This is a genomic window from Scytonema sp. UIC 10036, assembly GCF_009725235.1.
The window spans coordinates 1-22,397 of record NZ_WJFC01000218.1; the positions used below are offsets into that span (position 1 = coordinate 1).

At 40.9% G+C, this 22,397-nt stretch carries 15 protein-coding genes and 3 pseudogenes; 9 read left to right on the plus strand and 9 right to left on the minus strand.

Going from position 1 to position 22,397, the window contains the following annotated elements; translation table 11 throughout:
• Positions 1–382 precede the first annotated feature (382 nt).
• Positions 383–1,597, plus strand: coding sequence for an acetate kinase (locus F7734_RS51530; RefSeq protein WP_155752023.1), 1,215 nt, complete (start codon positions 383–385; stop codon positions 1,595–1,597).
• A gap of 72 nt (positions 1,598–1,669) precedes the next feature.
• Here F7734_RS51530 and F7734_RS51535 read toward each other — a convergent pair.
• The 3 genes and pseudogenes from F7734_RS51535 to F7734_RS64670 form a co-directional block, all read right to left on the minus strand.
• A pseudogene (locus F7734_RS51535) lies at positions 1,670–1,771 on the minus strand (MbtH family protein); the annotation flags it as partial.
• Between the two features lie 220 nt (positions 1,772–1,991).
• Positions 1,992–2,540, minus strand: coding sequence for a hypothetical protein (locus F7734_RS51540; protein ID WP_166482684.1), 549 nt, complete (start codon positions 2,538–2,540; stop codon positions 1,992–1,994).
• Between the two features lie 28 nt (positions 2,541–2,568).
• Positions 2,569–2,943: pseudogene (locus F7734_RS64670) on the minus strand (beta-ketoacyl synthase N-terminal-like domain-containing protein); the annotation flags it as partial.
• 873 nt (positions 2,944–3,816) lie between these two features.
• Here F7734_RS64670 and F7734_RS51550 point away from each other — a divergent pair.
• The 6 genes from F7734_RS51550 to F7734_RS51575 all read left to right on the plus strand — a co-directional run bounded on the left by F7734_RS51550 (position 3,817) and on the right by F7734_RS51575 (position 7,756).
• Entirely contained in the window at positions 3,817–4,029 is a 213-nt protein-coding gene (locus tag F7734_RS51550) for a hypothetical protein (protein ID WP_155752026.1), read from the plus strand.
• Between the two features lie 518 nt (positions 4,030–4,547).
• Positions 4,548–4,760, plus strand: coding sequence for a hypothetical protein (locus F7734_RS51555; protein ID WP_155752027.1), 213 nt, complete (start codon positions 4,548–4,550; stop codon positions 4,758–4,760).
• A 523-nt stretch (positions 4,761–5,283) separates the two neighbouring features.
• Positions 5,284–5,496, plus strand: a complete 213-nt coding sequence (locus tag F7734_RS51560; protein ID WP_155752028.1) for a hypothetical protein — start codon at positions 5,284–5,286, stop codon at positions 5,494–5,496.
• 747 nt (positions 5,497–6,243) lie between these two features.
• On the plus strand, positions 6,244–6,456 hold the full coding sequence (locus F7734_RS51565) for a hypothetical protein (protein WP_155752029.1): 213 nt from the start codon (positions 6,244–6,246) through the stop codon (positions 6,454–6,456).
• Positions 6,457–7,055: 599 nt separating this feature from the next.
• Complete coding sequence (locus F7734_RS51570; protein ID WP_155752030.1) at positions 7,056–7,268, plus strand: hypothetical protein; 213 nt, start codon at positions 7,056–7,058, stop codon at positions 7,266–7,268.
• A 272-nt stretch (positions 7,269–7,540) separates the two neighbouring features.
• Positions 7,541–7,756: a hypothetical protein gene (locus tag F7734_RS51575; protein WP_155752031.1), complete on the plus strand. Its 216-nt coding sequence runs from the start codon at positions 7,541–7,543 to the stop codon at positions 7,754–7,756.
• Positions 7,757–7,843: 87 nt separating this feature from the next.
• On the opposite strand, the gene F7734_RS51580 is transcribed toward F7734_RS51575, so the two are convergent.
• The 4 genes and pseudogenes from F7734_RS51580 to F7734_RS51595 all read right to left on the minus strand — a co-directional run bounded on the left by F7734_RS51580 (position 7,844) and on the right by F7734_RS51595 (position 13,806).
• Positions 7,844–8,578, minus strand: coding sequence for a peptidylprolyl isomerase (locus tag F7734_RS51580; protein ID WP_155752032.1), 735 nt, complete (start codon positions 8,576–8,578; stop codon positions 7,844–7,846).
• Between the two features lie 144 nt (positions 8,579–8,722).
• Positions 8,723–10,246 carry an HlyD family efflux transporter periplasmic adaptor subunit gene (locus F7734_RS51585; protein ID WP_155752033.1) on the minus strand — a complete coding sequence of 508 codons (1,524 nt, stop codon included), beginning with the start codon at positions 10,244–10,246 and terminating at the stop codon, positions 8,723–8,725.
• 276 nt (positions 10,247–10,522) lie between these two features.
• A pseudogene (locus F7734_RS51590) lies at positions 10,523–13,181 on the minus strand (peptidase domain-containing ABC transporter); the annotation flags it as partial.
• A complete protein-coding gene (locus F7734_RS51595) occupies positions 13,084–13,806 on the minus strand; it encodes a helix-turn-helix domain-containing protein (RefSeq protein ID WP_155752034.1) in 723 nt (240 codons plus the stop codon). The pseudogene F7734_RS51590 and the gene F7734_RS51595, both read right to left, overlap by 98 nt.
• Before the next feature lie 402 nt (positions 13,807–14,208).
• Here F7734_RS51595 and F7734_RS51600 point away from each other — a divergent pair, with 402 nt between their 5' ends.
• Together F7734_RS51600 and F7734_RS51605 are read left to right on the plus strand one after the other, a co-directional pair.
• Entirely contained in the window at positions 14,209–17,010 is a 2,802-nt protein-coding gene (locus F7734_RS51600) for a TIGR02921 family PEP-CTERM protein (protein WP_166482685.1), read from the plus strand.
• Between the two features lie 628 nt (positions 17,011–17,638).
• Positions 17,639–19,654, plus strand: coding sequence for a histidine phosphatase family protein (locus F7734_RS51605; RefSeq protein WP_155752035.1), 2,016 nt, complete (start codon positions 17,639–17,641; stop codon positions 19,652–19,654).
• A gap of 118 nt (positions 19,655–19,772) precedes the next feature.
• On the opposite strand, the gene F7734_RS51610 is transcribed toward F7734_RS51605, so the two are convergent.
• Positions 19,773–20,255: a hypothetical protein gene (locus tag F7734_RS51610; RefSeq protein ID WP_166482686.1), complete on the minus strand. Its 483-nt coding sequence runs from the start codon at positions 20,253–20,255 to the stop codon at positions 19,773–19,775.
• Between the two features lie 33 nt (positions 20,256–20,288).
• Entirely contained in the window at positions 20,289–22,022 is a 1,734-nt protein-coding gene (locus F7734_RS51615; protein WP_155752037.1) for an ABC transporter substrate-binding protein, read from the minus strand.
• Positions 22,023–22,397 lie beyond the last annotated feature (375 nt).

Sequence of the window (22,397 nt, forward strand, 5' to 3'; positions counted from 1 at the left end):
GGGTTAGGGTGGGGTAAAAAATATTTGATACATCAATCATGACTTTTCAAACATCCTCTAACTAGCAAATTTGGTTAATAAAAATATCTTCCCAATCACTTTCAAGTAGCAATATACTTAATAAATTACGTAAAAGGTGACTATCGTTAATAAACTCTTCTTTATATAAATCATCGCGCATTAATGTTGTTTTTAGTACAGGAATTACGGTCTGTTCAGGCAATCGCAAGCGAGATAACAAACGCAAACGCGCAACTTCAAATAATACCAGTAGGCGTTGAAACACTAACAAGGCATTGTAAGATAGACAGGTGTTGGTTAATCACAATAATTTCATAATTTTACCTACCTCCCTCTGTGTAAAAATGAGGATTTGCTGATTATGAAAATACTGGTACTGAATGCCGGATCTAGCAGCCAAAAGAGTTGCCTGTACGACATTGCTGGTGATACCTTTCCTCAAGAGCCTCTCAAACCACTCTGGGAAGCAAAAGTAGACTGGACTCACCATCAAGGATTTGCAGAAATTGAGGTTAAGACAGCAACGGGAGCAAAACTAGAAGAAGAAATTCCCTCAAACTCCCGATCTGAAGTTGTTGCTCATATGCTCGATACGCTTTACAGTGGCTCCACTCAGGTGATTGATAAGCGTTCAGAAATTAATGCAGTGGGACATCGAGTGGTACATGGTGGAGAAAATTACCGTGAAAGTGTGGTGATTACTGAGGATGTCAAACAGGCGATCGCTCGTCTGGCAACCCTAGCTCCAGCACACAACCCAGTCAATTTAGAAGGCATAGAAGCTATCGAGCAACATTTGGGAGCGATTACCCAAGTCGCAGTTTTTGATACTGCATTTCACTCTCAAATACCTGATGCAGCTGCAATCTATCCCGGTCCTTATGAATGGGTAGAACAAGGGATTCGTCGCTATGGGTTTCATGGTATCAGTCATCAGTATTGCACTCAACGTGCGGCTCGCATCCTGGGTCGGGATTTAGCAGGGTTGCGGTTGATTACCTGTCATTTGGGCAATGGGTGCTCGTTAGCAGCAGTTAAAAATGGTCGCAGTATAGACACGACAATGGGTTTCACACCTTTAGATGGACTGATGATGGGTAGCCGTTCTGGGGCCGTCGATCCGGGGATTATCATTCATCTTTTACGGCAATCTGACTACTCTGCTGATAAGTTAGATAATGTTTTAAATAAGGCTTCTGGTTTACGTGGGATTTCTGGTATTTCTGGTGATATGCGACAGATTCGCCAAGAAATTTCTCAAGGGAACTCCCGTGCTCAACTCGCTGTTGATATGTATGTCCATCGATTGCGATCGTATATTGGTGCAATGCTTGCTAGCTTGGGGGGTTTGGATGCACTTATATTTACTGCGGGTGTTGGTGAAAATGATGCTGTACTCAGGGAAGTCACCTGTGAAGCGTTTGAATTTTTGGGCTTAAAAATAGATAAAGAAAAGAACAAGCACAAGCCTGTGGATATGGATATTTCAACTCCAGATTCAGCAGTTAGAGTTTTGGTGATTCATACAGAGGAAGATTGGGAAATTGCTCGCGAGTGTTGGCGGTTGGTGAAGTAGCGATCGTAGCAAGGAGTTAGGGAGAAGGAAGCCATGATAGCTGTTTCCCTCATCCCTTATCCTTTGCTACAGCTAATTGCGAGCATTTTCTGCCATTTTCATCCGCAGACTGAGTGGTCTCATATCAGTCCACACTTCCTTTATGTAAGCTAGGCATTCTGCCTTTGTCCCCTTGCACTTTTGTGGGAAATCCTTGGGCAAATTTGAAAACGAGCGCGATGTGTAACTTTACGGATAATTTTTCGGTGGTTGGAAGCATAAGATTTTTGAAAAAAGGCTCAAACCCTGATTCTATCGTCGAGCGTTCACCCCGAATTCTAGGCGGCTGGAAGGATAACTTTTCTGAAAGTCCGTTTTGGAAGCAAAGCGCTTCCGTGACTCCTCTAAAATTGTTCTAGTTAAACCCTAATAAAAACGTTATCAAGTCAAGAAGTCTTTTATAAAAATCTGAACCTAGAATTTCCTCTTGACATCGAGCTTGGATTTGTTCTGGTGATTCTAAACGATCGCGCTCGACACCATTAGTTGAGTTTTCCGAAAAACTCGACTCTATAGTCAAGATTTCGGTTACAACTGACTGACGATTGAGAGGCGATCGCTGTCGATGTGTATTATAAAGCTCTTTTAGTTGATTTAAATAAGGTAGATGCGTGAGAATTAAATCTGCGTTAGGTCCAAAGTCTAGCAAGCAAGCAGCTTCATCCACACCTACACTCTCTAGTTGCTCTAGTAAATGAACGCAGGTTTCTGGTGTTCCGATAAGTCCTCTAGAAGAAGCAAATCTTTCAAATAAGAAATTAACAAAACCATCCAAGTCTTTTGGAGACATGGCAGTAATATCTACATTGTGACCTCTACTACTGCCCAGATTCTTCAGCAGACCGATGTTCGACTTGAGGTATTCGCAGTAGGGGGCGCGAACTTGCTCGCGGACAACACTCATGTCTTCGCCAACAAAAGTGTGTAACATTACCGTTACTACACCCGTCTGAGCCTTTGATAATTGCTTGAATATTGTCTTTATCTCGAAGAGCATCCTTTAAGCGTTTAAGAACGACTATGCCACAGCCCTCTCCCCGTAAATAACCATCAGCTTTGGCATCAAATGTTTTACAGCGACCGTCAGATGCCATCATGTGCGCTTGAGAGAAAGTGATACCCATCTCAGGAGAAAGAATTAAGTTGACTCCTCCAACCAAGCATAGATTGGACTCGCCATTCCGCAGACTTTGACAGGCAAAGTGGACTGCAACTAAGGACGAAGAGCAAGCAGTATCTATTGCAACACTGAGACATCGTAGATCTAGCACAGGGGATGCCCGAAGACTGGTATGTGAAAAAAGTGATTCACGACTTGGAACGAGATCGGGGTTGGTAACTCCGTCCCCACTTGTCAAGGACAGACACGCGATCGCACGGAGCGCAGTACTCAACCACAATAAGCTGCTGTGCAGCTTGATTGTATAAGCTAAAAATTCAAATTTAAGGTAGGTTGGGTTGAGGAACGAAACCGAATGGCACTAAGATAAGGGTCTCGAATTTTCTGAAAAGCTTATGAATTCAAGCTTTTAGGAATTTTAAATCTTAACTAACCAATGAGACCACGGTGGTTTTGAGCAATTGCCCAGGGATATGGAAACCTGTTTAAACGCGGAAATACTATTTTGTTTTCCCACCTCATAAACAAGCCTTATATCCCAAAGACTCTAGAACCATTACCGGAGAATTGTTTGAGCTTAACAAGCGTGCCATTCGGAACGAAACCCCACATTTATCAGCATTTGTTGGGTTTCACACACAGTAAACCCAACCTACAAAAACGCTTATCCGAGCAGTATTGGCAGAGAAACCGAGTTATGAAGAAGTTAGCAGGTTTCGGTTTTAGTGGTTATCCGAACACTATTCCTAGAAGTATGACATCTGTCTAAAGTCTTTTTCATTTATTAAATGATAAGATTTTTGAGACATAAATGTTGTCATTATGTAACTTAAAAAGAGAGCCTTTTAAAGCAACTTTAAGTTTTGAGGTTTTGACAGCTATTTTTAGCACAATTTAATCATTACTTGATAATGGCTAAGGAGATAACTACAGAGTTTTTTTCCATTCTCAACTGATGAAAGTCTTGATTTCCAAGAGTTCGCCAGAGATGATGGGAATGAGAGAAATAAATAAACTCGTCAAATCTCAAAGCCAAAAATCAAAACAAGGAGATTTCAACATGGCTAAGATTACAATTTCCCAATTGCATACTGCTGATGCTGGCAATATCCAAGACTTAACAAATACTGAACTAGATATCACAAAAGGCGGATTAGCATTGGCATTACCTGTGACTCTTGCCGATCTTGCTGTTGGTGGTCAAAATAAGCCCAACAGATCTGACAATTTTGTGCTCAACGATGTACTTAGAGACTTAAGCTTGGTTGTATAAGTTCCTTGAACTCAAGTTCAAGCAACTTTGATAACATTTCGGGTATTTCACGCGCTGTAGTTCCTCTTAAAAGGGGAGAGCAGTGCCTAAGCCCTAATAAATAAAGGTTGTGGTAATAAAGTTTTGATAACCACACCAATTTCAAACCCGGTTTCTTGAAGAAACCGGGTTTTCTCGTCTAGAAATTCTCATAATCATTGACTTATGGAAAATCAGAGAGACCTCAGCCAAAATTGATTTTTATCTGTTAGGTGAAAAGATTTTTGAGACATAAATGTTGTCATTATGCAACTTAAACAGAGAGGCTTTTAAAGCAACTTTAAAATTTCCAGTTTTGACAGCTATTTTTCACATAAGTTAATCATTACTTGATAATAGCTAAGGAGATAAATACAGTGGTTTTTTCCATTCTCAATTGATGAAAGTCTTGATTTATAGAAGTTCCTTAGAGATGATGTAAATGGGAGCAAAAAATAGACTTTGTACAATCCCAAAAACAAAAACAAGGAGATTTCAACATGGCTAAGATTACAATTTCCCAATTGCATACTGCTGATGCTAGCAATATCCAAGACTTAACAAATACTGAACTTGAGACCACAAAAGGCGGATTAACACTGGCATTACCTGTGACGCTTGCCGATCTTGCTGTCGGTGGTCAAAATAAGCCTACCACTTCTGACAATTTTGTGCTCAACGATGTACTCAGAGACTTAAGCTTGGTTGTATAAGTTCCTTGAACTCAAGTTCAAGCAACTTTGATAACATTTCGGGTATTTCACGCGCTGTAGCTCCTCTTAAAAGGGGAGGGCAGTGCCTAAGCCCTAATAAATAAAGGTTGTGGCAATAAAGTTTTGATAACCACACAAATTTCAAACCCGGTTTCCTGAAGAAACCGGGTTTTCTCGTCTAGAGATTATCATAAATTATTGACTCATGGGAAATCAGAGAGACCTCAGCCAAAATTGATTTTTATCTGTTAAGTGAAAAGATTTTTGAGACATAAATGCTATCATTATATAACTCAAAAAGAGAGGCTTTTAAATTAAATTTAAAATTTCCGATTTTGACAGCTATTTTTTACACAATTTAATCATTACTTGATAATTGCTAAGGAGATAACTGTAGTGTTTTTTTCCATTCTCAACTAATGAAAGTCTTGATTTCTAAAAGTTTCTCAGAGATGATGGGAATGAGAGAACGAAATAGCTCGTCAAATTCCAAAGACAAAAACAAAAACAAGGAGATTTCAACATGGCTAAGATTACAATTTCCCAACTGCAAACTGCTGATGCTAGCAATATCCAAGAGTTAACAAATACTGAACTGGAAACTACAAAAGGTGGATTACAAGTATTGATTCCTGTTACTATTGCCGACGTTGCTATTATTGGTCAAAATAAGCCTGTCACTTCTGACAATAATGTGCTTAACGATGTGCTCAGAGGCTTAGGCGTGGGTGTATAAGTTCCTTGAACTCAAGTTCAAGCAACTTTGACAACCAACATTTCGGGTATTTCACGTGCTCTAGCTCTTCTTAAAAGGGGAGGGCAGTGCTTAAGTCCTAATCAATAAAGGTTGTGGCAATAGAGTTTTGATAACCACACCAATCTCAAACCCGGTTTCCTCAGGAAACCGGGTTTTCTCGTCTAGAAATTATCACAAATCATTGACTCATAAAAAATCGGGAATATATCAGTCGAATGGAAGCTTTCTCGGTTATATAAAAAGATTTTAGAGACATAAATGTTGTCATTATGTAACTCAAAAAGAGAAGCTTTTAAAGCCAATACTACTCGGATAAGGAAATTGTAGGTTGGGTAAACCCGTGTGTGAAACCCAACAAATGCTGATAAATGTTGGGTTTCGTTCCTCAAACGCCAGTAAAGGTGCGGAGGGAAACCCTCCTATGGCGCATTCGCGCCACGCACACGGTTCAGGGCTGGCTCCCCAACCTACGTGTTTTTGTATTTTTAGGCTTAACCAACAAGTATTGCTTTTAAAGCAACTTTAAATTTTTCGGTTTTGACAGCTGTTTTTCACACAAGTTAATCAATACTTGATAATGGCTAAGGAAATAAATACAGTGTTTTTTTCCATTCTCAACTGATGAAAGCCTTGAAATTTCAAAATTTCTAACAGATTATAGTAATTGGAGCAAGCGATCGCCTCGTTAAATTCCAAATAAAAACATAAAAACAAGGAGATTTCAACATGGCTAAGATTACAATTTCCCAACTACAAACTGCTGATGCTAACAATATCCAAGAGTTAACAAATACTGAACTAGATACCACAAAAGGTGGATTAGACTTGGTACTACCTGTGACTGTTGCCGATGTTGCTATCGCTGGTCAAAACAAGCCCCAATTTTCTGACAATTTTGTGCTCAATGATGTGCTCAGAAATGTTTTGATCAAACTGTAAATATCTTGAACTCAAGTTTAATTCTGAATCTAAAACCTGTGAAAATGGGTGAAAATTTTTGTGGGCTGAGCTTTAGTAAACTCAGGTTCTCCTCAGCCAGCAATTTATTTTGGGACGGAATTCCACAATCGGGCTAGTGTGTAAACATTTCCCATTCCTTCACAAATAAGGGTTGCGGTAATACGTTTCGGATAGCCACGCCGATTTCAAACCCGGTCTCTTCAAGAGACCGGGTTCTCTCGTTTGGCAATTTTCATAAATCATTGACTCATAAGAAATCGGGGAGACATCAGTTGCACCGATTTTTTACCTGTCAGATGAAAAGAAAGATTTTTGAGACATAAATGTTTTCATTATCTCCCTAAAAAACAGGTTTTTCAAAGCAACTTTAAATTTTGAATTTTTGAAAGTGCTGAATAGCTATCACTCGTTAATTATTACTCAATAATCTCCAACGCTCTAACTGTAGGTTTTTTTTCCATAATCTATTAATGAAAATATTGAAATTCCAGAATGCTTAACCCATTATAGTAATAGGAGCAAGCGATAACCTCGTCAAATTCCAAAAATAAAAACGAAAGCAAGGAGTATATTTCACAATGGCTAAGATTACAATTTCCCAATTGCATACTGCTGATGCTAACAATATCCAAGAATTAACAAATACTGAACTTGATGCCACAAAGGGCGGATTAACAGTGGCAATACCTGTTACTGTTGCCGACGTTGCTATCATTGGTCAAAATAAGCCCGTAAAATCTGACAATAATGTGCTCAATGATGTGCTCAGAGGCTTAGGCGTGACTGTATAAGTTACTTGAATGCACCTTCAGCCCTAATAAAAATGGTAAATTTTGCGTTTCTATACCTGATAAACGCAATATAGATCGGTAAAAGGTAGCTATGACAATACTCTTTAGTTAAGCCCTTTTTGAGTGTCGCAAACCACGATGTTTCAAAGGTTTAGACTACCTAATTTCCTTAACTAAGCAGTATTAGTAGCTATCGATAAAAAATCGGTTTCTTAAACAAACCGATTTTTTTAGTGCAGTGACAAAAACAAAAGCAAGGAATACATTTCAAGATGTCATCTAAGATTACAATTTCTCAATTGCATACTGTTGATGCAAGCAACATCCAAGACTTAACAAATACTGAGATTGATACCACAAAGGGTGGATTGCTAGCCACTCTTCCCGTATTAATTTCCGATCTTGGTATCATTGGTCAAAATAAGCCCGTTTGCTCTGACAATAATGTGGGTAATGGCTTGCTACAAGGTCTCCAGTTAGGTCTATAGTACCTTAAACTCAAGTCCAACCCTTGACTTGACGCTAAATTTGGCGTCAAGTCACCGATTTTAACACGTGAAGATGTCGGTGCAGTATTATAATTTTTGAATAACTTTTACTTGATTAATTTGTTGTTTGAGCCATTCAGAAAAAAACTCTGAAAGAATTTGACTGCGTAGCTTCTCATCTAATTGCGGTTGAATTATTTCCTCTATAAGAATTAAATGTATTCCAGAAGATGTCACAATTGGCTTGAGAAGCTGGCTTTGATTAACAGCAAAGACAGCAGCAGAAATTTCTGGCTTCAAATTTTTCCGGTAAACTATCCCCCGATATCCACATTTTCGACGTGATTCTGTATCTTCTATATATTTGTGAGCTACATCATAGAAACTTATCTCACCTTCTTTAATCATATAATAAAGTTCTATTGCCACGTCTTCATCATCTAAAATAACCTCATACATTACCACACCAGTATACTCAAGTTGGTTCGCAAAGAAATAGGGCTCAACTTTCTCTGCAAACAAATGTTTTGCCAGCTGTCCTGATGTGAAACTGAAGTACGCGATTTGTTCAAAATCTTCTACAGAAAGACCATGTATTTGCAGCCACAACCAAGTTTCTTCTGCACTCGTAAGTTTATTGATTAATCGAAAGGCGTCTGCTGACTTCTGGAGCGCTTCATCGGTGACCTCAATCGCAGCTTCTTTAACGGCTTCCTCAACAACCTTACGAGTCACAATCTCTTTGAGAATCTCAGGAATTTTACAAGATAGCTTGAGTTGTTGAATAATATCTTCGCTGGTAATGGTGACATTTTCTAACATGATGAGCCTGTTTTTGTTATGTAAACGAAATCAAATCAGGAATTACGCAAAGCACTTTTTTTAAGGGTTCAGGCAGATATACAACGCCTGAAATACCGAAAAATTTGTTAAGGCTGCGCGGTACTCAGGGTTACCGCGCATCCCCTACAATTTCAACTCACCCTGCTGTAACTGCTTAAATGGATCTAGCAGAAAATCAATAATCCGACGTTGGCGCACAATCACCTCAGCCGTTGCTGTATCCCCAGGACGTAAAGGAATACAATCATTAGCCTTGGGAATACAATTCTTTTTCAGTGCAATTCCCAAGTTATAAGCTGCTACTTTTCCATTAGGTGTTTCCACTTCTGTTGTTGTAGGAGAAATTTCCACTAACTCTCCTTCTATAACTCCATATTCCTGAAACGGATAAGCATCAAACTTTAACTTAACTGGCAATCCTTTCTGCAAAGAACCACTCTCGTTTGTCGCTATTTGCGCTCTAAGAATAAGCGGTGCATTTAGAGGCGCAATTTCCGCTACCATTGTTCCCGGTTGCACCACAGCCCCAGCCCGTTGTATCGGTAACTGAAACACTCTACCCGCTATAGGGGATCTTAGTACTCTTTGTTCTAATTGCAATTGTAACGTTTTTATTTGACTCCTAGTTTGAGCTATTTCTGCTTTCAAAGTGGTTATTTGTGTCTCTAAGTTTTTTAACTGTTCTTCACTTTTTAAGAGAGCCAGTTTGCTAGAGTAAGTCAGAGTTTGATAGCTTCTTTGTTGTTCCTTAAGTCGCAAATAGGCCTGTTGAATTTCCGCCTTTGCTTGGCGAAGAGTTCGCTCGTAATTCCTTTGTTGTTCTAAAAAACGTAGTTTAGCTTGCTCAATATCTGACTGATTCTGTGCATATAACTTTTTCTTTTCGTTAGCGACGTCTTGTCTTTGTACAACTTGAACTTCTGCAACAATCCCTTCCTTACTTAACCGACGGTATCGCTCAACCTCCTGTTGAGCACTCGTTAAACCATTCTCAACTAACTCAATTGCTGTTTGACTGTAACTAAGGGCTTGCTTTGCTTGATTGACTTGCGTAAATTTTTCTTCTTTTTGTAGGTCATACGAATTTTGAAGAGCGGTGAGATTCTGGCGTACCTGCTCAATTTGGGCTTGTTTTTCTAATTGTTGTGCTTGATTTTGTTGTTGCTGAGTTGCCAAACCTACAGTTAACTGTTTTTTCAACATATCCAACTGTGACAATCGATTTAATTGCCCCTCTAATTTATCCTTGACCTGACGCAATTCCGTATGAACTAATTGGGAATCTAATATCAAAACAGGCTCTCCTGGTTTTACTATACTCCCTTCATTAACTGGAATTGTAGAAACAGAAGCTGTAACAAGTGTATCTAACTTAACTGTCTTCCCTTTAGGTTTGAGTTTTCCTCGAGCAGTACCTGTTTCATCGACTTTAAACAGCATTGCCCAAGGCAATACAAGACACGTAAAACCCAGTAAAAAATACAGCAATCCCCTTGTCCAAACAGAGGGTATAGTATCAACTAATTCCTGAGTAACATCTGACCAATCATCAGTTGAAGGAGATGGCGTTTGGAGAGTTAAATTGTCAGAGTGCTTTTCATCCTCATGAATTTGGGTGGGCACCCTTCCATTCAATGTACTTGGCATGATTTCTTTTCACACAATTTGAAGATTTGAGAATTTTTTATAGTTGTTAATTGCTAACCTTGAATCCTACTAGATTGATATATCTTTGCACACTATTACCATTTAGCCATTAGCCATTAGCCATTAGGCCATTAGCAATTAGCCATTAGCCATTAGGCCATTAGCCATTAGCCATCTAGCCATGAGACCTTATACACCACAGCATTCATGTTCTGTTGTATTAGTACTAAAATATGTGCCGTTTTTCCATGCTAACTTTCGTGGTTCCACTTTCAAAATCAACACACCCCGATCTAACACTAAAATCAATCTGCATTCCGCACAGTCGAAAGGCGATGGGCAATGAGTAAGTCGGTTCGTCCTTTGAAATTGTGTCTAAGTTTCTTTGGATATTCGGTTCTGATTCAGTATCTAGATGGGAAGTTGCTTCATCGAAAATTAACAATCTGGGATTACCTAATAACGCCCTTGCGATCGCAATTCGCTGCCGCTGTCCACCAGACAACAAACCTCCACCTTCTCCAATCTGAGTTTCATAACCCATCGGCAGCTTTTTAATAAACTCATCAGCACCCGCTAGTTTTGCTGCCTCCGTGACATCTTCGATACTTGCTCCAGGATGCGCCAAACTGATGTTCTCTCGAATTGTACCACCAAACAAAAAGGTATCTTGGTCAACGACTCCAACCTGTTGACGTAGAGAATGCAAGGAAATACTGCTGATGTCTAACTCATCAATGAACACAGTACCGTCTGTTGCAGGATATAGCCCTAAGACCAATTTAGAAATTGTGGTCTTACCCGAACCACTACGTCCCACCAATGCTACCATTTGTCCTGGTTTGACTTCAAAACTCAGATTTTGCAGGACATTGACATCGCTTTCTGGGTGATAGCGAAACGTCACATTATCAAAACGTATATACCCCTGAAGTGGTGGTAATGTTTGACGTACTTGATACTGTAAATCCTCTTCCGGCTCCGCATCCAACACATCGTTGATGCGTTCGGTAGCAATCATGACTTCTTGCAATTGATTCCACAACACTGTTAATCGTTGGAAAGGCGAAATAATATTCCCCTGTAACATATTAAACGCCACCAATTGCCCGATGGTTAACTTGTTGTGAATTACCAAATGCGCCCCATACCATAACAAGCTAGATGTTATCACAGCTTGAATTGTGTTGCTGAAAATTTGCAAGCGATTGCTAATAACTTGCCCGGAAAAATTACTCTTTACCTCTTTATTCAATAACTCCTCCCAATGCCAACGCACTGTTTGTTCCACTGATGTAGATTTCACAGTTCGCACACCAGTCAAGGCTTCTATGAGGTAGCTACTCTCCGCCGCATAAGAGTTAAAGATTTCCCTAGAAATTTTTTGCAAAAAAGGTGTGGCAATCAATGTCAGAAGGAAAAAAGGCGGTATGATTATCATAGTCATTAGCGCCATTTGCCAACTGTACCAAAACATCAATCCCACATAGATAAATACAGTCACTACATCCAGTAGGATAGACAATGCCTCCCCAGAGAGAAAACGTTGTATTTTGCGGTTTTCTTGGACGCGAGAGATAATATCCCCTACATAGCGGGACTCGAAGAAACTGAGAGGTAGTCGCAGGGTATGGCGAATAAATCCAACAATTAGAGCTAAATCCAGTTTAGAAGCCGTGTGGAAGAGTAGATATTGCCGCAAACCCATCATTGCCACTCGGAACAGACTAAACATCAACAACCCCAACCCAACAGCCGTTAAAGTCAGTTCCGATCGCTGCACCACCACTCGATCCAAGATCAACTGGGTAAATAAAGGCGTAACCAGTCCAAATATCTGGATGAATATAGAAGCAACAAACACTTCCAGGATCACCAAACCGTGAGGTTTCATCAACTCAAAATATTGCCATAAGGGAGTTGTAGCCTCAGGAGTATCGTTAAACGTGACTGTAGGTTGTAGCAGTAGTGTATAGCCCGTCCAGCCTTCTTTAAATTCGGCATGGGTAAGATTGCGTTGCCCAATGGCAGGGTCTGCTACTATGACATGTTTCCGGGTAATTTCATAAGCAACGATGTAGTGCTTTCCTTCCCAGTGGACAATAGCAGGCAGTTTTTGTTTTGCTAACTGCTCGAGCCCTGCTTTTACAGGTCGTGTGGAAAAGCCAATACTTTCTGCTGCTGCAGATAACCCGCGCAATGATGAACCACTGCGGTCAACATTAGCAATATCTCGCAAGCGGTTGATACTAAAGCGTTTCCCCCAATAGCGAGATATCATCACCAAACAAGCTGCACCGCAGTCCGATGCACTTTGTTGGGCATAAAAGGGATAGCGCCGCATCACTCGGTGCCATAAATGCCCTATCCGTTGCTTGGGGTTGGGAAAATACGCTTTGCTTATCTTTTTTTCTTGCTTCTGCTGTGTCGCAAGTTTTGACAAAACATCTTTCTTATCCTTCTTAGAAGATGCTTTTGGAGTCTCTACTGTTGTTACTGAAAAATCGCGATTTCCCATCACTAGGGAATTAAGCGAAAGCGCTTTACTCCACAAGTGCTCCCGAATTTGCGGAAACTTTGTCATCAGTGGAGACAGTGCCTTAGATGGGAGAAAGCAAAGCTCTAAGTTCAATGCAGCCCTAGCCTTATAAGGACGAAAATCTCCCTCAGGGAATAAAGTGAATTCTCCAAATGATGCACCCTCCTCTAGCGTGGCAATTAATTCATCTGCGTCGTCCAATAGCCTTACCTTACCAGCTATCACTATGTATAGACCGGGTTCAACGTCAGTTCCATACCAAAACTTACCTACTTTAGGGGAGAGGGATTTCACTTGTTTAAGACATAACTGGAAGTCCTCCTGGGGAAGAGAATATCCCATAATATTGCTTAACTGTTGCAGAGAAAACAGCTGCTTGGATAGATTTTCCGCCATGAATGTCCAAATTTGTACCTAATTTTGCTAAGTTCACAGGCAAAAATTCGGTGTTGTCCGATGGATTTGCCAAATTAAGGTCACGAATCAAGATTCTGGAACTCTTACCCAAAGTATCCCCAGAAGCGTTTTGCTGAGTATCGCTGAGTTTTGAGCGAGTAGACAATCCCATCTGTTTGAGCAAGCGATGGATATGGCGATCGCTTACCTCAACTCCAAATTCTTTCGCCAGATGTTTCCTCAACCAAGAGGCTGTCCACCGTTGAAAAGAGTACCCATGCTCGCGGGGACTCTGGCTCACCAGTTCGTGCAACCTATGAAGATATTCCTGATTCACAGCTGTTGGACGACCAATTGGACAATCTTGCCATTGATGTGCCATTCCTGTACGGGCAATATGAGTCCAATGGCGTGCTGTTGCTCTTGAGCATCCTAAAGTTCGACAAATTTCAGTTTGGGATTTCCCCTCATCAGCCAACAACATAATTTGGATACGCTGTTGGTAACACTCAGGTAAATTTTCCTGTAAACTTTTTTGCAAAAGTTTACGCTGAAATGGTGTCAAAAATTCACCATTGGAAGTTTCATGGCTTGTTGTATCAAAAGTCACTGAGTAGGGCGACATACATTGGAAGTAAACCGTTTGCAGTATATAGAGTTCGTCTTGGGGAAGGCAAGCGGTTTTCTAAAAACCCATAAAAAATGTTACAGGTTTTATATCAATCATAGAAAACAGTATATACATTTCGGAAAAATCTGTTTCATATATGACCACTAAAAATATTGAAAATTCATGTTGTTATTTTCATCTTCATATTTCTTTCATAATCTCTCTAAACCTTTTAAAAGAACAAAAATTTATGCTTTCAAAGTAGAAAAATACTGTAAAGTCTGTTATTCCCGAACTCTACCAAAGTCTTGGGACTCATGCTAAGTACCAGTACTGATGACTTTGTTCGGAATTCCACACAACACTAGTGTAGAAGTTTAGCAGTGGCGATCTGTAGCGCTTGAAGGGAGGGTGGCTGTGAGGCGGTTTTGGAATGGGCTATTTCAAACTATATTCTGGGTTTGGAACGTCACTTTTTTGTTAATTGTCTACATGGGGATACTACCTGTTGTGGGTGTACCGTTAGTATTGGCTACCGTAGCAGGTGAAATTCCTAGTGAGTTCTTTTTAACGTTGGTAGGTTTAGTCGCAGTACCAACTGTATGTACTTTCCTAGGAGGGTTTCACTTTAGACAACAGCCTCTAAAACTCATGCGCTTATTTTACGGAGTGGAAGCGCCGCTCTTTCTTCTGTGTTTGCTGCGGTTATTTCTCATTCGGGAACTGACTCCCGCCAGCACTCAGATTTTAGGCACAATGGGAGTTTGTATCGTAGCATTTTTTCTAGAAATGCTGTTTGGCTATGCGACAACCCGCAAAAGTGGTTTGCAGTGGCTGCAAATGTTAGTACACAGTTTAATGCTGTTATTTGCTGTCTACACAAGTGCGGTACTGCTGTTTTATACTTTGCCTTCAGCAGCATTTTTAGTCCAGGAATTTCTGAAATTCGAGTGGGCACGAAGTCTTTGGCAATTTTTCGTGTCCGGATGGTGGATACACGGGTTTTGGTATGTCCTGTTATTTTTAATTCTTTGGGTACTTAGTACTGCATTATTTATTATCATGCCTCTGGCACTAGCGGCACTCTATATTAACTCCGGACGGAGGGTTTTACAGGCATTTGCCTCACAAAATGGAAAAAAAGATACTGTCATCGGTGCTAGTGCAATTGCGATCGCCTGGATAACTATATTCATTTTTTTACAACAACAGCCCCAAGTCCAAGCTTTTTCGCTGCTAGCCAACCCAGCATCTAACGACAATACCCGTCAAGCACTTTTGGCAAAGTCAAACACCATCCGTTCGGGTTTAGTTAACGCGTACCTGTCCTCTTATCGCTACCTCAGTACTAGAGAAGAAAACAATCACATTAGCGAGATGTATCGCAGTGCCTTTGGATTGAGCCAATCTGTTGCTAATACAGTACAAGACAGCTATAACTCCCTCATGTCCCCATTTTTGTACAATGGCTCCGATAGAGATGCTGAGAAAGCAGAAAAACTCTACGCAGAGTTTTTTGATACGCCACTTCAAAAAGCAGAACGAAAATTAGTCAGTCACGCCGTGCAATCTACATTTAACCGACAAGAAGTCAAAGCAGGGCTACTCAATATAAATGAGAAAAAAGTGTGGCTGCGATCGCAACAAGTTAAAGTCACAGAACATGGAGATTGGGCGGATCTCGAACTATACGAAGTCTACAAAAACCAGACACCCGAAGTTCAAGAAATTTTCTACTCCTTTTCCTTACCAGAAAGCGCCGTCATTACAGGATTGTGGTTGGGCGATACAGGCGATCTGCAAAAACGGTTCCCCTATGTTGTCGCGCCGAGGGGTGCTGCTCAGAAAGTTTACAATTCACAAGTGAGACGGGAACGTCCGGTAGATCCGGCGTTACTCGAACAAGTCGGACCGCGCCAATATCGCTTGCGAGCATTTCCCATTCCTCCTCAAGCACCAGTACTGCAAAACGTATCGCAACAAAGACCAACTGAAATGCATTTGTGGCTGACTTACAAAGTGATGCGACAAGAAAGTGGTTGGGCTTTACCTATTTTAGGGGAAAAACGTAACATCTTTTGGACTCACGATACCAAGCGCATCCGTAACGGCAAAGAGGTAGCACTTAAAAACGAGCCTTGGTTAGAACCATTTTTGCCCGCCACCGGACAATTTCAGCCAACATCGCATGAAGTTGGCTTTCCTGAAGGTCACAGCATTTTAGTCAAACCACTTTCAAATAAGGATTATTCCTTACCTCAAGCAAAGCGATTTGCCTTAGTTCTAGATAGTTCTTTCAGTATGAATTCCCATGTCAAGGAATTGTCACAAATTTTTACCTGGCTGCAAAAACACGGCTTTGCAGATAAAGAATTAGCTAATAATGACGCCGACTTATACATCACTGCCTCTAAAGGTGGTGTTCCTAAAAGATTAGATGACATCGGACAATTTTTAGCTGAAAAAATGATATTTTATGGCACAATTCAACCACAAGAAATGCTACAGCAGTTCAACCAGTTGCTTGGTGATACAGCTTATGATGCTGTTTTACTATTAACTGATGAGGGCAGTTACGAGCTGTCAAAAGATAAGCTTTCCAAGCAGAAAGGTGGGAATGAAATTAAAGAAACGCCCGCACCTTTATGGATGATACATTTAGGTTCGCTACCAGCAGCTTATGATGATGCTACATTAAAGGCGATACAAGATAGTGGCGGCGGAGTGTCTCAGCAAGTTTCAGAGGTTTTGCAAAGAGTTGCAACGAAAGCCGCCTTGGGATCTTCTACTGTTAGTGTAGTCGATGGTTATGCTTGGTATAAAAATAAATCAAGCACGGAAGAGAGTCAGGTTAAATCTCAACAAGAAGATAATTTTCAGCAACTGGCAGTGCGACAATTGATATTGGGACTAAGTAAGGAAATTAATTTGGATCGGTTAGAGACTTTGGATGCTATTCACGCTATAGCTAAAAAGTACGAGTTAGTCACTCCCTATTCCTCAATGCTTGTACTGGTTAACGATGAACAAAGAAGATTGTTGAAAGAAGCAGAAGCACAAAGCGATCGCTTTAACCGCAAAATCGAAAATGGTAAAGAAGATTTGAGCAAACCTAATAATCCGTTTAAAGTCAGTACCAGCGAACCTTCTAGCGGATGGATTGTAGGGATTGTTGCGATCGCTTTACTGCTTTTGTCCAAGCGCTTTAATAAACAGTGACCAGTGACCAGTGACCAGTGACTAGAGCATTGGTACACTCTTTAACTCAACAATCTCGATACCTCTTAGATCCCTAAGAGGTATATTGTTACGGACACGCTGTATGCAAGACACACACTACGCTATCCTCGTTCGCGAAGTATCTCAAACTGTACTTAAATTTATCTTCGCACAAATACTTGTGTCTTTACTTTTACTTGATATCGAACGTTTGGTTCCTCTCCTTCGTTGTTTCTTTTTTATATTGATAATTCAGTATTTTCTCTGCTATTCTACCAAATCAGATATGATTCTTATATGACTTTTATAGTTCGTTTCAGCATGGGTTTAAATCTCCGTCTGAAACATTCCACTGTTAAGCGTTCCCTGTTAAGAGTTCCCTATTTCTTAAGAATAAGCATCTAAGCATTTACCCAAATTCAACATTTCCGTTCGACACATATGTAATGATTATATAGTATTTTCTCTGAAGGCAATTTTATTTATCTGCTCTTACGATATGGAGTGACATTTGAACTCTCACCGCTTTTTAAAGCGAGAATTTCAAACTGTTGTTACCCTATCTCCTTAAAACTTCAGTCAAGTCAACTTCAAATCGTCCATAGCAAATATTCACGCTATTACAAGCATGACAATAACTAATAATAACTCTACTAACGTATCAATTGGAGAAAAGGATAATTATCCAGGTCGTGCATACTTTGTTCGCCATGGTGAAAGTACAAGCAATGAACGCAACATTTTTGCGGGGGTACTTGATGTTGACCTGACATCATTTGGCAGGTTACAGGCACGTCGTGCAGGCGTTGACATTAAGAAAAAAGGTGTCAAGTTTGATGCCGTATACGTCTCTCACATGAGACGTGCGCGGCAAACCTGTGAAATCGCCCTTGCTGAAAGTCAGGCACTGAAGTCACCCGATATTCCCATCCAAATTGACCATCGGATTAGTGAGAAATCCTTCGGCATTTTTGCGGGACGTAACCTGAATTTACTTCGTCTTGCCCTTGGCTACGAAGGTTTCGAGGAAATGTTGCATTCCTATAATGAAGCACCTCCGGCTGGTGAGAAGATTGCACAAGTTTACACACGCGCTGCTTCTTTCTATGAGGAGCGGATTGTACCGCACTTGAAACGGGGTGAAACTGTTCTAGTCGTGTGCCACCAGTATGTATTGGAGCCTTTAGCTCTTTATTTAAGTGATTTACCACCCACTGCTTATCAACATCTAAAACTCCCTAATGGTAAAGCTCTGAGCGGTGAGGAACTAGTTAAGTTTCGCGATAAGGAATCCGGCGGTGCTGCTTCAGTACGCAAACAGATCAACGATCTGTCAATTATGTGGGCAATTTTGCTCTATGCTGCCGCTTTCTTATTGGGATGCTTGGTAAGAACACTCAGCGCCTCTGGTGCAGGAATTCCGTCAGAGCTATTTCGAGGAATCATCGTTGCCTGTCTTGCGGCTTCAACGTTTTATACTTACCTAGATATTGATTTTGCAGCCAGTAAACGCAAAGTCACGCCAACTGTAAAGTATATTGTCTACGGGTCGATGTTGGTGAGATGGATAGTTGGACTAGTTTTAATCTTGACTGGAATCTTGTATCAGAGTCCCGGCGATTTGTACAAAGTCATGTGGGTGCTGTTTTGGATGGTTCCGCCTGCCCTGACTTCGCCAGTTTTATCAGTACTCTGGGGCGGTAATCTTTATCCGTCGGCTCTTTTGTCAAGGATGTTATCAATTATTGCTCCAGTGGCACTGATTGCTACATTTACCTTGGCAAAACAATTACCCATTAACTCTTCGAGCCTGCAATTTTTCTTTGTGATTCTTATTGTTGGTTTGGCAATACCGGGAGCGATCGCACAATTTTGGCGTGGCAAATCTCCTGTTGAATCAAACCACCACAGTAAGAACTGGAAATTTATTGGAGTGCTGGCTGTGGCATTCATGGCTTTAGCAACTGGATTTCAGTTCACGCCATCAACATTCCTCAGCGATTTATTTTTCTCAACAGATACAACGCGATCGCTAGCCTGTCTGCAGCAACTCGCACTGGCAACATTAGTCTTTGTCTTAATCCGCGTCTTTGCAGTCTTAACTTCTGTATTCTCAAAAGGCTTGCTGAACAAGGCTGAAATTCGGGATGCTTATATCCTACTTGTGAATCCAAACTTTTTCCTTTGGGCAGCCCTTTTCCTTGGAGTGAGTGCAACTGCAAATCCAGAAGCCGTAAAATATGCAATTTTTTGGGCATCACTGGGATTTTTCTGTGTACCACTCATTGAGCAGATATTGTTTATGAATTCATTTAGTAATGAATTATTGAGAGAAACACTGCGTTCTTCAAGAATGGCAACAGAAGATGTGAGAAAACTTTTCCATCAATTGGATACAGATGGAAGCAATGCACTCGATAAAGAAGAGATTATGGAGCTTTTAGGTCGAATAGAAGATATGACAACAGGCGAACGGAGTTCTGAAGAGATCCGGAGGTACGTAACTGATTATCTTTTCGCCACTCTTGACAGTGATAAAAATGGCACGGTTAATTTAGCAGAATTAGAAGACTATGTATCAACCTATGGGTTAGTGGCTAACCTTAACGTTGTCTCTGCTAATGCATCCTCAGTAGCAGTATAGTTTGCAAGATAGGGCAAAGCGCCCTCCCCTTAGTAAGCTACGGTGTACACATAAGTTAGACTTACCCCCCTTAATCCCCCCTTATCAAGGGGGGAAACAGGAAATCTAGAGTAGTTCTTTATCCAATACTTCTTTGAAGCACTACCAACAGGACAACACTAACAGTGCCAATAATGACTGGAAACGCTATTCTTCCAAATCTTACTAGTTCATTGGTATCAATATTGTAGAGCTTTATACGTTCGTTATTACCTAGCACAACAAGCAGAAGTTGCAAGCCAAGTAACGCATAAACTACATAAAAGGCGTAATCGAGTAAAACTGTATAACCAACGCTATTTGGAAGCCGATCGATGAGACTGATATGATAAAAAACAATAGCCAATAATAATCCACTCACCGCTTCGATAGAGATTTGATGAAAGGGCAAGAACATCAAGAAATAAGCAATCATAACGAAAAACAGAAGCGGTAGTAGATTCTTGATACTGAAGCTGATGACATCTCGCCTGATACGAATGCTGGCGTTAAACTGGGAATAGGGAATGTCTGAATTGGTATCAATGAGCTGTCGATTACCCAAAGTGGAACTATTAACCAACGTGTTTTGATAGAACTGAACCCGCTCAACAATCTAACTCGTAATGCTACTAAAAACATGAGTCCGCTTTGCTTGCTGCAATATTCTATTAGAGTCTGCTCCCCGCATCCCCACTAGGTCTACCACATAAATGAGCTGATTGCGGGTAAGATTGGTGTTGCGAAATCGAACCTTGAGAATCTGTCGATCGAAGGGATATAGCCGAAAGTCAAGAACCTCAGTGAAGTCAGCTTTCACCCGATATATTTTGTAGTTAACTCCATCTTTTTGACCTGCTTCAATCGGTTTGTCTAAGCTGAGTTTTTCACCTGAATCTAACCGATCAACACTATAGTTAGTAAATTCAATGTCATCTGCTGCCACATCTCCCTGGTAACGAAACCAAAGATAGAAATCAACAAGATAGCTGGATGTTTGTTCATCAATCTTGTCTAATTGGTTGATGTCCATACCAGCAAAGACAATATCGGTCTTTTGCAAGTAGCGATCGCCAACTTTCAAAATTTCGCCACTTTTCAGCTTCTTATCTAGATCGGGAACTAGAGAGGGATTTCGGACAAGCTGAAGCTGGGTAAACGCAGAAACCAATTGCTGGCGATCGAACTGAGCAATATAGGCAGGAGATAATGCATTCCCATGCTTATCAAAGTAAACCAGACGACCGGCTCCCTCAAAAGCAGTTTCAGGGGAGTTAAATTTTTTGAGTCTTGCAATCAAAAGAGAGCGCAATTCTGCTGTATTCTTACCACTAATATTCTCTTGCTTAAGTGCTTTAACCACTGCGACAGCCGCATCATAAAAGCTGGCACCAGTCCAGCCAGGCTCTCTACCATACTCTCGCTCGAACTCAGCCCTAAATTGCTGACCGCTGTCATCTAACAACCCAAAAATGACAGGAGTAACGCCTAGAAGATTTGAGGTAAAAAAGCCCTTCTGTTTCTGCTCTTTTGGGTCTTTTTCTAATTCTCGGATGAGATCTACGTCAGCAAAGGTGTCACCGCCAATAATCGGCAAGTTAATATTCGCTAACCGGATCTGCCGGATAAATTCCGCCGCATCATCAAAGGCTACTGCTGCAAGCAATGCATCAGGTCCCTGATTTGCTGCAATAGATGACTTTAAACCTGTAATTACCTTCTGCAGATCTTTCTTAAGGCTTTCTTTTGTTCCCATAGCCCATTCATCTACAACTTCTCCACCCAGCTCTCGAAAGGTGCGTGAAGCAGTTTCGCCAAGGTTTTTACCGTAGGCATCATCCGTATAAACCAACCCAACCTTAGAAAATTCCAATATTTTCTTGGTGTAATTAGCCATCAAAATTGCCTGATCCTGGTTGGAAAAAACGGTGCGAAAGAACCAGTTGAACTCACCCAATCGATCGGCGGTGGCTGAACCACTAATAACTGGTACATTATATCGCTGATATGCCTTACTAGCAGCTAAAGTCACCCTACTACCATAATGCCCGATAGCAGCAACTGCCTTCGATCGCCCAATTTTTTCGCCAACCTGGAGTCCCACCTTTTCATCACTGCGATCGTCGTAGGCAGTGACAACCACATGCTTTCCATGAATTCCACCTGCCTGATTCACTGATTTAATATAGAGCTTAACGGCATCAACGTTATTTCGACCTGTCGTTGTGCTCATTGGAGAGGCAACAGCAATCTCGATGGTCTCTTGAAAAGGATTGAAGGCAGCAAATGTGATGACAGCAATTAAAGAAAAGACTACAAGCAGAAACCAAAGCAAGTACTTTTTCAGCATAATATTACAATAGATAAGTCAAAAGATATTAGGACGTATATAACTGGCACAAAACGCTCTTTGCGCCGAAGTTTACCATGCAATCATTTCAATCAGACCAAATATATATAGTGTAATTTCACCCTTATATTCGCTATTTTTGAGAAATTCTTCTAAGAGGATGTTTGAAAAGTGGTTAGCTGTCATTTTAATCACATGATTACCCCCCTTAGTCCACGCCACTTGCTACAAGTCGGGAAACCCGCGATGGCGCAGTGGCTCCCCCTTATAAAGGGGGGAAATAAGAGAAATTGAGTTCCCTCACGCCACGTGCTTCAAGTCGGCAAAGCCGCGATGGCGCAGTGGCTCCCCTTTATAAGGGGAGGGTTAGGGTGG

Bases quoted from the DNA above. Each gene is read 5' to 3' on its own strand.
- F7734_RS51530 (WP_155752023.1), top strand. From the start codon at position 383: ATGAAAATACTGGTACTGAATGCCGGATCTAGCAGCCAAAAGAGTTGC.
- F7734_RS51540 (WP_166482684.1), bottom strand. From the start codon at position 2,540: ATGAGTGTTGTCCGCGAGCAAGTTCGCGCCCCCTACTGCGAATACCTC.
- F7734_RS51550 (WP_155752026.1), top strand. From the start codon at position 3,817: ATGGCTAAGATTACAATTTCCCAATTGCATACTGCTGATGCTGGCAAT.
- F7734_RS51555 (WP_155752027.1), top strand. From the start codon at position 4,548: ATGGCTAAGATTACAATTTCCCAATTGCATACTGCTGATGCTAGCAAT.
- F7734_RS51560 (WP_155752028.1), top strand. From the start codon at position 5,284: ATGGCTAAGATTACAATTTCCCAACTGCAAACTGCTGATGCTAGCAAT.
- F7734_RS51565 (WP_155752029.1), top strand. From the start codon at position 6,244: ATGGCTAAGATTACAATTTCCCAACTACAAACTGCTGATGCTAACAAT.
- F7734_RS51570 (WP_155752030.1), top strand. From the start codon at position 7,056: ATGGCTAAGATTACAATTTCCCAATTGCATACTGCTGATGCTAACAAT.
- F7734_RS51575 (WP_155752031.1), top strand. From the start codon at position 7,541: ATGTCATCTAAGATTACAATTTCTCAATTGCATACTGTTGATGCAAGC.
- F7734_RS51580 (WP_155752032.1), bottom strand. From the start codon at position 8,578: ATGTTAGAAAATGTCACCATTACCAGCGAAGATATTATTCAACAACTC.
- F7734_RS51585 (WP_155752033.1), bottom strand. From the start codon at position 10,246: ATGCCAAGTACATTGAATGGAAGGGTGCCCACCCAAATTCATGAGGAT.
- F7734_RS51595 (WP_155752034.1), bottom strand. From the start codon at position 13,806: ATGTCGCCCTACTCAGTGACTTTTGATACAACAAGCCATGAAACTTCC.
- F7734_RS51605 (WP_155752035.1), top strand. From the start codon at position 17,639: ATGACAATAACTAATAATAACTCTACTAACGTATCAATTGGAGAAAAG.
- F7734_RS51615 (WP_155752037.1), bottom strand. From the start codon at position 22,022: ATGCTGAAAAAGTACTTGCTTTGGTTTCTGCTTGTAGTCTTTTCTTTA.